The organism is Archangium lipolyticum (genome assembly GCF_024623785.1).
In the GTDB taxonomy this organism is placed as follows: Bacteria; Myxococcota; Myxococcia; order Myxococcales; family Myxococcaceae; genus Archangium; species Archangium lipolyticum.
This window is the reverse complement of record NZ_JANKBZ010000002.1, coordinates 590,818-604,567: the sequence shown is the minus strand read 5'-3', so window position 1 is coordinate 604,567 and position 13,750 is coordinate 590,818. Positions and strand designations below refer to the sequence as shown.

Genomic DNA, 13,750 nt, shown 5'->3' with positions numbered 1-13,750 from the left:
CGAAGGCGCGCCGTGCACGCCCCAGGTGCGTCAGACCGAGCGTCCGCCGCCCAGGAAGAGACCGGCGACGATGGCAAGGGCCACGACCGTCCACAACAACCCTTGGAGGTTCTGTCGTCGAATCTCCCTTTGACCTGCCCCCCGGTACCACGCCCGCCCGGCCCCCAGCCGGCCTTCCCAGGAAAAATCCTCCGTGGGAACGAGACCTTGGAGCCTCTCCTGGTGGATCTGGAGCAGACGCTCGACGGAGGCCTCCGCGACGCCCCCTGAGCGATAACGGCCGGGGAGCTCGAAACCCGGCCGCCGGTAACCGGCGGTGAGCACGAACCCCTCGGGGGCGAGCGGGGTGAGGAGATAGAGACGGGGCTTGCCGTCCGGCCCGAAATGGAGGGTGGCGAAGGTGTGCGCGCCGGGGTGGGCGAAGTCGTAGGAGCTCGTCCCCTTCTGGAAGCGGGGCTGCTCCACGTGGCTGCCGAGCGGGACGAAGCCGAGCGTCCGGAGCCGGTCCGCCAGGGGAGTGAGCCCGGCGGGCAGCGCCATCTGGCCCGCGGGGGCCTCGGGCTGGACGCGGACGCTGGCGGGGAAGAGGAAGAGGACGGCCCGCCAGAAATTGAGGAGCAGCAACTTCACGGCCATGCCCAGCGCGACGAGCACGAAGACGAGCTCGACGAGGACACCGAAGGCGGGGCTTCCCGGGGACATGGGGCGCGCACCCTACTGGGAAAATCCGGACACGGGGAGGGCACGGCAGCCAGCCAGCCGGGCGCTCCTCCCTCCCCAACGCGCCACTCCCGGAACTCCCGGGTCAGCCCGATTCCTCTCCTCGCGGAAACGAGGGGGGTCCACATGTCCATGCGTCTCCGGTTGATGAGCGGGGGTGTCCTCACGCTCTGCCTGTCCCTCCACGGTCTGGCCTGCGGTCCCTCGACGAGGACCCAGGACATCACCACCCGGAAACAGCCGGGTGGCGAGCTCTGCGGCGGAATCGCTGGCATCCCCTGTTCCGAGGGCAATGTGTGCGTCGATGACCCCCGGGACGACTGTGATCCGAGCCAGGGGGGAGCTGACTGCGGCGGTCTCTGCCGCAAGGCGAAGGAACGCCGGTGCACGGGCAGTGAGCCTGGTTTGAGCTACAAATCCCGGGAACCCTCGCTGTGCCCCACACTGCCCTTCACCTGCGGCAAGGACACCACGCCGTTCTCCAACGGATGTGGGTGCGGCTGCCAGGAGGGCAATGCTTGCAAATACGACGATCCGGACCGCACCTACGTCTCCACGGATCCCGCCGAGTGCGCGGCCATCCTCTTCCTCTGCGTCGAGGGAACGGTGCCATTCTTCGACAGGTGCGGCTGCGGCTGTGAAACGGCACCGTGAGGTGAGACACGGACCGGGGAGAGGGGAATTAGGCCCTACCTGGAATCCGAATCTACACTCCTCACCATGGACAGCACCCTGACGTTCGAGGCCGCGGGCGAGGCAACCTCGTCGCGGGCCCCTGCCCCGCTGCCGGCGGGCACCGTCATCGCCAGCCGGTTCACCATCGAGTGCCAGGCGGGCCGAGGCGGAATGGGCGCTGTCTACCGCGCCCACGACTCCCTGTCCGGCCAGCCCGTGGCCCTCAAGCTGCTGCACGGCAGTACCCCCGATGGCCTCCATCGCTTCCACCGCGAGGCCACCCTGCTGGACTCCCTGCAACACCCCGGCATCGTCTCCTACGTCGCCCACGGCACGACCGAGAACGGGCTGCCCTTCCTCGCCATGCAGTGGCTGGAAGGCGAGGTCCTCACCCTCCGCCTCAGGCGCCAGCCACTGCGCCCGGGGGAGACGCTGGCCCTGCTGCGCCGCGCCGCCGAGGCCCTCGCCATCGCCCACCAGCGAGGCATCGTCCACCGCGACATCAAGCCCTCCAACCTCCTGCTGCGCAACGGCCGCCCCGAGGACGTGGTGCTGCTGGACTTCGGCCTGGCCCGCAGCACCCTGACCTCTCCCTCCATGACGGCCAGCCACGCCGTGCTCGGCACCCCGGGCTACATGGCTCCCGAGCAGGCCTCGGCCCACACCCGCCTCACTCCCGCCGCCGATGTCTTCTCCCTGGGCTGCGTCCTCTACGAGTGCCTCACCGGCCGGCGCCCCTTCTCCACGTCCCACTTCGTCGCCACCCTCGCCAAGATCCTCTTCACCGAGCCGCCCCCGCTTCGCTCCGCGCGCCCCGGGCTTCCCGCCGCCTACCAGGAATTGCTCGAGCGCATGCTGGTCAAGAACCCCGCTCGACGGCTCCCGGACGCCCAGCATGTCGTGAGCGCCCTGGAGGAGCTCCGCCCCCGGCTGGAAGCGGAACCCGTCACGGAGCCACCCCGGCACACCCCGCCCCCTCTGGCGGGCGTGGAACAACAACTCTTCAGCGTGCTCCTGGCCGCGCCCCGCGGAAGAACCATCGGAGCGCCCGGCTCACGTGCGCCCCTGCGCGATTCCCTGAGCGCCCAGCTCGCCCCCCACGGCGCCCAGGTGGAGCTGCTCGCCAATGGCTCCCTCGTCATCACCCTGAGGGCCCTCCATGGCTCCGCCACCGACCCGGCCACCCTGGCCGCCCGCTGCGCCCTCTTGATCCAGGAGCGCTGGCCCGAGGCCGCCGTGGTGCTCACCACCGGCCGCGGCCAGTTCGACCAGCAATTCCCGGTGGGTGAGGCCATGGACCGCGCCGGCCAGCTGCTCCGCCAGCTGGAGCTGTTGCCTCCCCAGCTCGGCGCTCCGGTGCTGCTGGACGAGGTGACGGCGGGGCTGATCGGCTCCAACTTCCAGCTCACCCCCCTCCACCCCGGGCTCTTCCTGCTGCGGGGACTGCCGCCAGGCTCGGACGAGTCCCGGCCACTGATGGGCAAACCCACTCCCTGCGTCGGCCGCGAGCAGGAGCTGGCCCTCCTGGAGATGGCCTTCACCACCTGCGTGGAGGAGCCCTCCGCGCAGGCCGTGCTGGTCACCGCCCCCCCGGGGGTGGGTAAGTCCCGCCTCCGGCACGAGTTCCTCCGCCGCCTCGAACGCCACAAGCAACCCGTGCTGACGCTGTTCGGCCGGGGAGACCCCATGAGCGCGGGCTCGGCGGATGGGCTCATCGGCCAGGCCCTGCGACGGTTGTGCGGCATCACCGGCAGCGAGCCGCTCGGGCTCCGGAGGATGCGGCTGCTCCAGCGCATCAGCCAGCACCTGCCTCCCGCCCAGGTGCCGGATACGGTGGCGTTCCTCGGCGAGCTGTGCGGCGTTCCCCTCTCCGACGAGCCCGGCCCCAAGCTGCGTGCCGCCCGCGGCAACCCGCAGTTGATGAGCACCCAGATGAGCCGGGCACTGGCGGCCTTCCTCCAGGCCGAGTGCGACGAACACCCGGTCCTGCTCGTGCTGGAGGATCTCCACTGGGGCGACGTGCCCACCCTGCGGCTGATGGACGAGGCGCTGCGCGAGCTGGCCGAATACCCCTTCATGGTGCTGGCCCTGGCCCGGCCCGAGGTCGAGAAACTCCTCGCGAGCCATCCGGCGGCGCGGCGCATGCAGCAGGTGCCCCTGCGAGGGTTGAGCCGCAAGGCGGGAGGCCACCTGGTGCGCGAGGTGCTCGGCGAGGACGTGCCCGACACCCTCATCGGCCGGCTCGTCGAGCAGGCCGCGGGCAATGCGCTCTTCCTCGAGGAGCTCATCCGCGGCGTCGCCGAGGGCCGTGGAGACACCACACCGGAGACGGTGCTGGCCATGCTCCAGGCGCGCTTGATGCGGCTGGAGCCCGGAGCCCGGCGGGTGTTGCTGGCCGCCAGCATCCTGGGCCACACCTTCTGGTCCGGCGGCGTGCGCGCGCTGCTGGGCGAGGAGCACTCCACCCAGGAGCTGGAAGGATGGTTGCGACAGCTCGTGGAGTGGGAGTGGGTGGAGCCACGGCCCGCCAGCCGCTTCCCGGGCGAGGCCGAGTACCGCTTCCGGCACGAGCTGGTCCGGGACGCGGCCTACGGGCTGGTGCCCGACAGCCACAAGCCGGGGGGCCATCAGATCGCGGGCCTCTGGCTGGAGAAGGCGGGAGAGAGCGACCCGCGCGTGCTCGCCAAGCATGCCGCGCTGGGCCAGCAGCCCGAGCGGGTCGTCCAGCTCCACACCCAGGCCGCCGAACAGCTCTTCGAGCGCCATGACATGCAGGGCATGGAGCGGTGCATGGAGACGGCCCTGGGGCTGGATCCTCGCGGAGAGGCGTTGGTGCGGCTGCACGCGCTCCGGGCCATCTCGGCCTTCTGGATGGACGACTTCGCGACCCTGCACGAGGTGGGGAGCGCGGTGTTGCCCAGGCTGAAGCCTGGCGAGGCCCAGTGGAGCAACCTGCTCAGCGGGCTGTGCATGAGCCATGGCCAGAGCGGGCACAAGGAGCAGCTGCTCGCCCTCTACCGGCTGTTGCTCGACACCGAGCCGGAGCCGGAGGCCCGGAGCGCCTACCATCTGGCGCTGTGCTTCATGAGCAGCATGACGTGCTACGTGGGCGCCATCCCCGAGTCCAACGTGATGATGGAGCGGCTGGAGCGCACGGGGGGCGAGAGCATCGCCGGGGACGCCATCGTGCGCGGCTGGAGGAGCATCGCACAGGGCTTCCGGGCGCTGAGCCTGACGGACGAGCCCTGGCAGGCGCTGACCTGGACGAAGAAGGCCAGCCAGGCCTTCCGCGAGGCCGGCGCGGAGCGCGACGAGGTGGCCTCCCTCACGTGGGAGGCCCAGGCGCTGCTGGGGCTCGGAGACCGCGAGGGAGCGATGGAGCGGGCGCGCCAGAGCATGGGGATGGCGGTGCGGGTGGGGCAGCTCTTCGGCATCACCCATGCCCGGCAGAACCTGATGCTGCTGTTGGCGACCAGCCCCGAGCCCGCCCATTGGGAGGAGGCCCGCGCCCTGGCGCACGATTGGGTGGAGGTCCGGGTCCCCAACCGGCTGCACCTGGGCTTCGCGCGCTGGGCCCTGGCGCGGGTGGACGCCTGGGAGGGAGCGCTCCCCAAGGCCGAGGCCCAGGCGCGTGAGGCCTGCGAGGCGTTGGCGCCCTTCGCCCCCTTCGCGCCCCTCGCGCACTGGCTGCTGGGAGGCCTGCTGCTCGTCCAGGGACGCCCGGCTGAGGCCCGTCACGGAGTGGAGCTCGCGCTGCGCGAGGTGGAGACGGTGGGCGGCGGAGGGCTCGCCAGGGTGGGCCTGCTCCAGGTGCTGGCCGAGGCCTGCCTGGCCGAGGGCTCCACCGCCGCTGGAGAGGAAGCCCTGCGCCGCGCCCTGCACTGCGTGCGTACCCGCGCCAACGACATTCCCGATGCCACCGTTCGCGAGCGCTTCCTGCGGCAGGTGCCCGAGAACGCCCGCGTCCTCGAGCTGGCCCACCTGCGCTGGGGCGAGCCCTTCAGCTAGGGGCGAGCGCGGGGATTCTCAAACTCCCAGACTCCAGGGTTCTGTCACCCGACAGAACAGGCGCGGGGGGTAGGCCGAGCCTGGAGTCAGATTCTAGAGTCTCATCATGGACAGCACCCTGTCGCTGGATGAAACGGTCGAGTCGCCAGCACCGCGCTCCACCGCCCATTTGCCGACGGGAACCGTCATCGCCAGCCGCTTCACGGTGGAGGCCCCGGCGGGCCGCGGCGGCACGGGCTCTGTCTACCGCGCGCGCGACTCGCGCACCGGCCAACCCGTTGCCCTCAAGTTCCTGCACGTCGCCATCCCCGAGACCCTCCAGCGTTTCCACAGGGAGGCCTCCCTGCTGGCCTCCCTGCATCACCCCGGCATCGTCTCCTACGTCGCGCACGGCACCACCGAGGCCGGCCTGCCCTTCCTCGCCATGGAATGGCTGGAAGGCGAGGACCTGGCCCACCGCCTCGCGCGCCAGCCGCTTCGACTGGAGGAGATACTGGCCCTGCTGCGCCGCGCCGCCGAGGCTCTCTGCGCCGCCCACCAACGCGGCATCGTCCACCGCGACCTCAAGCCCTCCAACCTCCTGCTGCGCAACGGCCGCCCCGAGGACGTGGTGCTGTTGGACTTCGGCCTGGCGCGCGACACCCTGCCCGACTCCGCCATGACGGCCAGCCACATGGTGCTCGGCACCCCGGGCTACATGGCGCCCGAGCAGGCCTCGGCCCAATCCCGCCTCACTCCCGCCGCCGACGTCTTCTCCCTGGGCTGCGTCCTCTACGAGTGCCTCACCGGCCAGCGCGCCTTCTCCGCGTCCCACTTCGCCGCCGTCCTCGCGAAGATCCTCTTCACCGAGCCGCCACCGCTTCGCACCGCGCGTCCCGAGCTTCCCGCCGCCTTCCAGGAACTGCTCGACCTCATGCTGGACAAGGATCCCACCCGGCGCCTCCAGGACGCGCTCCATGTCACGAGCACCCTGGTGCGGCTCCTTCCTGGTCTGGAAGCGACCCACGCCACCGAGGAGCCCCGGCTTCCGACGCCCCATCTGGCGGGCGTGGAACAACAGCTCTTCAGCGTGCTCCTGGCCGCGCCCCGCGGAAAGACCCCCGCGGCGCCCGGCTCACGTGCGCCCCTGCGCGAGGCATTGAGCACCCTGCTCGCCCCCCACGGCGCACGGGTGGAGCTGCTCGCCGATGGCTCCCTCGTCGTCTCCTTGGTGGCCATCCACGGCTCCGCCGTCGACCCGGCCGCCCTGGCCGCGCGCTGTGCTCTCGCGGTGCAGGAGCGCTGGCCCGAGGCCGCCGTGGTCCTCACCACCGGCCGTGGCCGGCTCGACCAGCACATCCCGGTGGGCGAGGCCATGGACCGCGCCGGTCAGCTGCTCCGCCAGTTGGAGCAGTTGCCCGCGAGCCTCGGCGCTCCGGTGCTGCTGGACGAGGTGACGGCGGGACTGCTCGGCTCCAGCATCCAGGTCTCCCGCCCGATGCCCGGGCTCTTCCTGTTGCAGGCCCCACAGCTCGACTCGGACGAGTCCCGGCCGCTGCTGGGAAGACCCACGCCCTGCGTCGGACGCGAGCAGGAGCTGACCCTCCTGGATGTGGCCTTCACCACCTGCGTGGAGGAGCCCGCCGCGCAGGCCGTGCTGGTCACCGGCCCCGCGGGCGTGGGCAAGTCCCGCCTCCGTCATGAATTCCTCCGCCGCCTCGAGCGCCGCGGACAGCCGGTGCTGAAGCTGCTCGGCCGGGGAGACCCCATGAGCGCGGGCTCGGCGGATGGGCTCATCGGCCAGGCCCTGCGACGGTTGTGCGGCATCTCCGGCAGCGAACCGCTCGAGGCCCGGAAGACACGGCTGCTCCAGCGCCTCGGGCAGCAGCTATCCCCGGCCCAGCGCCAGGAGCTCGTCCCGTTCCTCGGGGAGCTGTGCGGCATTCCCTTCTCCGATGAGGACAACCCGAGGCTGCGAGCCGCCCGCAACGACCCGCGGCTGATGAGCACCCAGGTGGGCCGGGCACTGGTGGGCTTCCTCCAGGCCGAGTGCACCTGCTCCCCTGTCTTGCTGGTGCTGGAGGATCTCCACTGGGGTGACGTGCTCACCCTCCGGATGGTGGACGAGGTCCTGCGTGAGCTGGCCGAGCATCGCTTCATGGTGCTGGCCCTGGCCCGGCCCGAGGTCGAACAGCTCCTGGCGAGTCACCCGGCGGCGCGGCGCATGCAGCAGGTGCCCCTGCGAGGATTGAGCCGCAAGGCGAGCGGCCATCTGGTGCGCGAGGTGCTCGGCACGGCCGTGCCCGAGCTCCTCATCGACCGGCTCGTGGAGCAGGCCGCAGGCAATGCGCTCTTCCTCGAGGAGCTCATCCGCGGTGTCGCCGAGGGGCGCGGGGACGCCACGCCGGAGACGGTGCTGGCCATGCTCCAGGCGCGCGTGATGCGGCTGGAGTCCGGAGCCCGTCAGGTATTGCTGGCCGCCAGCATCCTCGGCCGCACCTTCTGGTCAGGTGGCGTGCGCGTGCTGCTGGGTGAGGAGCGCTCCGCCCAGGAGCTGGACGGGTGGTACCGGCAACTCGTGGAGTGGGAGTGGGTGGAGCCGCAGACCCTCAGCCGCTTCCCGGGTGAGGCCGAGTACCGCTTCCGGCACGCGCTGGTCCGGGACGCGGCCTATGGGCTGGTGCCCGACAGCCACAAGCCGGCGGGCCATCAGCTCGCGGGCCTCTGGTTGGAGAAGACGGGAGAGCGCGACCCGCGCGTGCTCGCCGAACATGCCGCGCTGGGCCAGCGGCCCGAGCGGGCCATCCAGCTCTACACCCGGGCCGCCGAGCAGCTCTTCGAGCGCCATGACATGCAGGACATGGAGCGGTGCATGGAGGCGGCCCTGGCGCTGGGGCCCACCGGAGAGGCATTGGTGCGGCTGCACGCACTGAGAGCCACCGCGGCCTTCTGGATGGACGACTTCGCGACCCTGCACGAGGTGGGAAGCGCCGTGCTGCCCCAGCTGAAGCCTGGCGAGGCCCGGTGGAGCAGCCTGATCAGCGGACTGTGCCTGGGCTATGGCCAGAGCGCACAGAGGGAGCACCTGCTCGCCCTGCACCGGCTGCTGCTCGACACCGAGCCGGAGCCAGAAGCCCAGGACGCGTACTACCAGGCGCTGTGCTTCATGAGCTGCATGGCGTGTTACGTGAACGCCATTCCCGAGGCGAACGAGTCCTTCGAGCGGCTGGAGCACAAGGGACGGGAGAGCATCGCCCGGGACGCCATCGTGCGCGGCTGGAGGAACATCGCGCATGGCTTCCGGACCCTGAGCCTGACGGAGGGGGCCTGGCCGGCACTGAACTGGAGCGAGAAGGCCAGTCAGGCCTTCCGCGAGGTCGGCTCGGAGCGCAACGAGGTGGCGTCCCTCTCGTGGGAGGCTCAGGCGCGACAGGCACTCGGAGACCACACGGGAGCGGTGGAGCGGGCGCGCCAGAGCATGGCGCTGGCGGTGCGGGTGGGGCAGCTCTTCGGTATCGCCCACGCCCGGTACAGCCTGATGCAGGTGCTGGCGGATGGCCCCGAGCCGGCGCACCAGGAGGAGGCCCAAGCCCTGGCGCTCGAGTGGGTGGAGGCCCGGGTCCCCAACCGGTTGCACCGGGGCTCCGCGCTCTGGGTGCTGGCGCGGGTGGCGATGTGGAAGGGGGCCATGGACGAGGCCGAGACCCGGGCGCGCGAGACCTGCGAGGAGTTGGAGCCGTTCGCGCCCTTCATCCCCCGCGCACGTTGGTTGCTGGGTGCCCTGCTGCTCGCCCGGGGACGCCCGGCCGGGGCCCGCCAGGTGACGGAGCTCGCGCTGCGCGAAGCAGACGCGGTGGGCGGTGGCGGGTTCGCCAGGGTAGGCCTGCTCCAGGTGCTGGCCGAGGCCTGCCTGGCCGAGGGCTCCACCGCCGCTGGAGAGGAAGCCCTGCGCCGCGCCCTGCACTGCGTGCGTACCCGCGCCAACGACATTCCCGATGTCACCGTCCGTGAGCGCTTCCTGCGGCAGGTGCCCGAGAACGCCCGCGTCCTCGAGCTGGCCCACCTGCGCTGGGGCGAGCCCCTCGGCTCATGAGCCGAGCGCCTGCTGTGTCTCGCGCATGACCTCCTCGAAGGAGTACCGGGGCGTGTAGCCCAGCACGCGCCGGATCTTCTCCGCTGGGAAGTGCCCGCGGAAGCTCAGGAAGCTCGGGACCTGCGACTCCGGAACCGCGGGAAGCGGCTCGGAGCGGAAGTGCGCGGCGTAGCGGCCCCAGGTGGTCTCCCCATCGGCGATGTCGAACACCTGCCCCACGGCAGCCTCCGAGCGCAGGCACTGGACGACGGCCTCGGCCAGGTTGCGCACGTGGACGTAGAAGAGGTGGCCCTCGCCCCCCATCGGCAGTGCGAACTGCCCGGCGACGATGGCGCGCGGCACCTTGTTGCCCCAGGTGGACGTGGGGTGCACGCCCAGGATGCACGGCGGGCGGAGGATGACGGCCGGCAGGCCCCGCCCGATGGCCGCGAGCACCCGCCGGTCTCCCTCGGCCTTGCTCACCGAGTACGCCCGGCCCTCCTTCACCAGCGGAGCGCCCTCGTCGATCGTATCGACCCTGGCCATGTCGTACACGGCCACGGTGGAGATGTGCACGAAGCGCTCGCAGCCCGCGGCCCGCGCGGCCTCCAGCATCGCCTCGGTGCCCTCCGCGTTGACCCGCATCGCCTCGGCCATGTCATCGGACCCCGTGGCCGCGCAGTGCACCACCACCTGTGCTCCCACGGCGGCCTCCCGCGCGGACCGCGCGTCCGCCGGATCTCCCCGCACCGGCTCCGCGCCCAGGGCCCGCACTTCCGCGTCGGCCTCGGGACGCCGCACCAGGGCCCGCACCCGCAGGCCCTCCTCCACCAGACGCCGCACGATGAAAGAGCCCACGAACCCGTTGGCGCCCGTCACGAGCGCCACCTTCCCTTTCAGCTCCATGTCGTCCTCTCCTCGCGTGCAACCCCGGGTTCATCCCGGACGCACGCCTGCTCAGCGAACCTGCGCCGATACCACCACGGGGGAATGCACATCGTCAGCCCCAACGGAGCAACCCCGCCCCGTGGGAGGACGGCGATGCGCGCGAGGAGACTTTCGGGTCTGGCCGGTGTCCTGGCAATGGTGACGCTGGCGGCCTGCGGCTCGGCGAAGAAGCAGGAGGACACTGCGCCGGACTTCCGGGCCGTGAAGGACGCCACGGTGACGCTCTTCCCCGGGCATTGCGCCGGCGTGGTCGTCGCCGACGGGCGCCACGCCCTCACCGCCGCGCACTGCATCGACGTCGCTCCCGGCGAGCGCCAGCCCGTGGTGCTGCGCAATGGGCATCTGCTGAGCGGTGTCGTGAAGATCGTCGATCCCGTGCGAGACCTCGCCGTCATCCGCTTCGACGAGCAGGCCCCGGTGCCTCCGCTGGCCGTGGCCACCTCGCTGCCCGTGCCGGGCGAGGGACTCCTCTTCGCCGGCCGCAACGACCGTCCGGGCGAACCCCAGGAGGTGGAGCTGAAGCGGCTCGGGCGCTGCCCCTCCCTGCCCGGCGTGCCCCAGGCGCTCTTCACCAGCCTGCACGGGGAGAAGGGTGACTCCGGCGCGCCCGTGGTGGACCACCGCCTCCAGGTGGTGGGCCTGGTGCACGGAGGCGCGGCATGCAGCGTCGCGGCTCCCACCGCGGAGATCGCCTCGCTGGTGGAAACGCTCGTCGCGGAGATGGCCCGGCCCGAGTCCCTGCAAGGAGTCGGCGGCAGCGGAGGCGCCGGCCAGTAGTCCCCCCTCACCCTGCCGGGCAGCCGAGCCCCGGCGCGCCAGAGAGGTTTTCCGGTGCGCCACCGTGCCGAAGTTGAGTCGGGCAGACACAGGCGCGAAGGCGACGGAGACACCCATGGCCGACACTCCCAAGATTCCCACGGGCAGGACGAAGAACTCCCAGGACAAGGGCCGGGCCGACACCGAGATGACGAACGTCGGCGACGACCAGTACGTGCCGGACGAACGCGGACAGAACTTCCAGCCGCGCAACGCGGGCACGCTCGAGGACTCCATCGACGCGGCGGCGGCGAGGGTCGCGAGGGACATCAACGCGCGCACCGGCCCCGCCGACAATCCCGGCTCGTCACAGGACACGTCCTGGGAAGCGCGAGTGGAGCGTGGTGAGGAGTGGGAGGAGCAGGAGGACAAGGATCCCGTCCGCAACCACGACATCAACGAGGACGTCTACAAGCGCGAGGCTCCGGCGGACGAGCCACGCGAAATCCAGCCGAACAAACCCGGCAGGCGGTGAGCCCCGGCCACGCGCGGGGCTCACACCCCGTGCGGGCCGATCCTCATGCGCGCGTTGCTGGCGCGGTACTCCGCTACCTCGAGCCGCACGCCGTCCATGTCCAGCGCTCGGGCCTGCCGGACGAGGTCCTCCAACATCGGCTCCGGCACGGGCCCCACGTGGTTGAGCAACAGGAAGCCATCGCGGAACACCATCAGCGCGGGCATCGTCTGGACGCCGAGCACCTCCGCCAGCTCCGGCTCCGCGTCCACGTCCACCATCGCGAAGGTGATGTCCGGGTGGTGCTCGGCCACCCGCGCCACATCTGGAGCGATGAAGCAGCAGGGCGCGCACCACTTGGCCCACCAGCCGATGAGCAGGATGCCGGGCCTCGCCAGCACCGGTCCGAAGCTCCTGCTGTTCAGGGATACCACCGCCATGGGAGTCCTCCGAAGGGCCCGATGTCCCGTCCCGGCCCCCCGTAAGGTAGGAGTCAGGAGCCGTCAGGGAAGATTCTCCTGGCTGCTGGCTGAAAAGACGGACGACCCCCCTTCCTTATCCTGGCAAAGCGAGCGAAACTGAACAGGTGCGTGATTCGGGGTACGGGCCGATGGACACCCCCGGTGAAACGGTCGCGCACGAGAACGTCCGTGAAGGTGGAGAGCGTCGTGAAACCCAGGGTGCTGATCGTGGATGACTCGTGGTCCATGCGCCAGACGCTGCGGCTGTTGCTCTCCCCGGACTTCGACTGCGCCCTGGCCGAGGATGGATTCTCCGCGCTCGATCAGGCCCGTCAGCAACCGCCCGACATCATCGTGTCGGACGTGAACATGGCGGGCATGGACGGGTACGAGCTGTCCCTCCGGGTGCGCTCCGAGCCGCCTCCGCTCCAGCTGGTGCCCTTCGTCTTCATCAGCGGCATGGCGCCCCGGCCCGGCATGATCCAGGCCTCGGACGTCTACCTCGTCAAGCCGGTACAGCCCGCCGTCCTCATCGCGCGGATGCACGAGCTGCTTCAGCCCCGGCACCTCGCCGTGGCCCAGGGCCAGGGCTGACGCCCACCCGGCCCCGCCTCAGGGGTTCCACCACACGGCGCCCTTGCCCTCGATGGCCTCCACCGCGCGCCGGCGCACGTCCGCCATCTGCGCGGAGGTGAGGGGCTGGAAGGCCGCGGCGGCGTGGAGCGCCGCGTCCTGCTCATTGGGGAAGCTCATGCCCAGCAGTGCCACGTCCGGGTCCAACGTGAGCGTGTAGCGCACACACTCCTCCACCCCCAGGTGCGGCAGCGACGGCTCCGCCCCCGTGTCGTCGGAGCCGCCCGAGCTCACCTTGCCGCGCGGACGAGCCTGGAGCGGCCGGCCATACCCCTCGGTGTCCACGAGCAGCTTGCCGGCCCCGAAGGTCTTGAAGCACACCGTGCCCACGCCCCTGGACTTCGCCAGCGGCAATATCTCCTCCACGTAGCGCGGATGGACGAAGGGCCCCACGGGGAACATCACCACGTCGCAGCGGCCGGACTCGAGCGCCGCGCGCAGCACGTCCGGGTGGTGGCTGGAGATGCCTCGGAAGCGCGCCTTGCCCTGGCGCACGCAGCGCTCCAGTTCCTCCATGCCCCCGCCCGGCGCGGCGAGCCGCTCCCAGGTGGCCGGCACGGAGACGTTGTGGAAGACGAACAGGTCCACCGCCTCCAGCTGGAGCCGGCGCAGGCTCTCCTCCACCTGTGGGGCCACCGGCTGGTCCAGGAAGTCCACCTTGTCGATGACGAACATGCCCTCGCGCCGGCCCCTCAAGGCCTCGCCGACGATCTGCTCGCTGTAGCCGTCCTCGTAGCCGGGAGCGGTGTCGATGAGGTTGAGCCCGGCATCCATGGCGCGGTGCAGCGTGGCCACGCACCGCTCCCGGGGGACCGAGCGATCGGCCAGGTCTCCGATGCCCACCACGGTGGCCTGGAAGCCGGTACGTCCGAGCTGCCGGCGGGGCTGGAAGCGGGGAAGCATTCGTTCATCTGCCATATGAGCCTCAGTCCGGGTGATGGATGTGATGTCCGGAGGTGTGGGTTCTACATCTCCCTGGTGGTT

At 71.2% G+C, this 13,750-nt stretch carries 10 protein-coding genes; 6 read left to right on the top strand and 4 right to left on the bottom strand.

Annotated features, from left to right (window positions below; genetic code table 11):
• Window positions 1–30 precede the first annotated feature (30 nt).
• Window positions 31–702, bottom strand: coding sequence for a hypothetical protein (locus tag NR810_RS06150; RefSeq protein ID WP_257448895.1), 672 nt, complete (start codon window positions 700–702; stop codon window positions 31–33).
• Window positions 703–846: 144 nt separating this feature from the next.
• Here NR810_RS06150 and NR810_RS06145 point away from each other — a divergent pair, with 144 nt between their 5' ends.
• The 3 genes from NR810_RS06145 (at window position 847) to NR810_RS06135 (ending at window position 9,475) form a co-directional block, all read left to right on the top strand.
• Window positions 847–1,374: a hypothetical protein gene (locus NR810_RS06145; RefSeq protein WP_257448892.1), complete on the top strand. Its 528-nt coding sequence runs from the start codon at window positions 847–849 to the stop codon at window positions 1,372–1,374.
• A gap of 66 nt (window positions 1,375–1,440) precedes the next feature.
• Complete coding sequence (locus NR810_RS06140; RefSeq protein ID WP_257448891.1) at window positions 1,441–5,403, top strand: serine/threonine-protein kinase; 3,963 nt, start codon at window positions 1,441–1,443, stop codon at window positions 5,401–5,403.
• Between the two features lie 106 nt (window positions 5,404–5,509).
• On the top strand, window positions 5,510–9,475 hold the full coding sequence (locus tag NR810_RS06135) for a serine/threonine-protein kinase (RefSeq protein WP_257448889.1): 3,966 nt from the start codon (window positions 5,510–5,512) through the stop codon (window positions 9,473–9,475).
• On the opposite strand, the gene NR810_RS06130 is transcribed toward NR810_RS06135, so the two are convergent.
• Window positions 9,470–10,360 (bottom strand): NAD-dependent epimerase/dehydratase family protein, encoded by an 891-nt coding sequence (locus tag NR810_RS06130; protein WP_257448887.1) that lies wholly within the window; start codon window positions 10,358–10,360, stop codon window positions 9,470–9,472. The genes NR810_RS06135 and NR810_RS06130 overlap by 6 nt on opposite strands.
• A 135-nt stretch (window positions 10,361–10,495) precedes the next feature.
• Here NR810_RS06130 and NR810_RS06125 point away from each other — a divergent pair, with 135 nt between their 5' ends.
• Window positions 10,496–11,179 (top strand): S1 family peptidase, encoded by a 684-nt coding sequence (locus NR810_RS06125; RefSeq protein WP_257448885.1) that lies wholly within the window; start codon window positions 10,496–10,498, stop codon window positions 11,177–11,179.
• 115 nt (window positions 11,180–11,294) lie between these two features.
• Complete coding sequence (locus tag NR810_RS06120; RefSeq protein ID WP_257448883.1) at window positions 11,295–11,693, top strand: hypothetical protein; 399 nt, start codon at window positions 11,295–11,297, stop codon at window positions 11,691–11,693.
• A gap of 20 nt (window positions 11,694–11,713) precedes the next feature.
• Here NR810_RS06120 and NR810_RS06115 read toward each other — a convergent pair whose 3' ends face one another.
• Window positions 11,714–12,112: a thioredoxin family protein gene (locus NR810_RS06115; protein WP_257448881.1), complete on the bottom strand. Its 399-nt coding sequence runs from the start codon at window positions 12,110–12,112 to the stop codon at window positions 11,714–11,716.
• Window positions 12,113–12,322: 210 nt separating this feature from the next.
• Between NR810_RS06115 and NR810_RS06110 the strand changes: the two genes are divergently transcribed.
• The gene (locus tag NR810_RS06110; RefSeq protein WP_257448879.1) at window positions 12,323–12,727 is read left to right on the top strand and encodes a response regulator; all 405 of its coding nucleotides are present in this window, start codon (window positions 12,323–12,325) and stop codon (window positions 12,725–12,727) included.
• 18 nt (window positions 12,728–12,745) lie between these two features.
• Here the strand turns inward: NR810_RS06110 and NR810_RS06105 are convergent, their stop codons facing one another.
• Complete coding sequence (locus NR810_RS06105) at window positions 12,746–13,684, bottom strand: aldo/keto reductase (protein ID WP_257448877.1); 939 nt, start codon at window positions 13,682–13,684, stop codon at window positions 12,746–12,748.
• Window positions 13,685–13,750 lie beyond the last annotated feature (66 nt).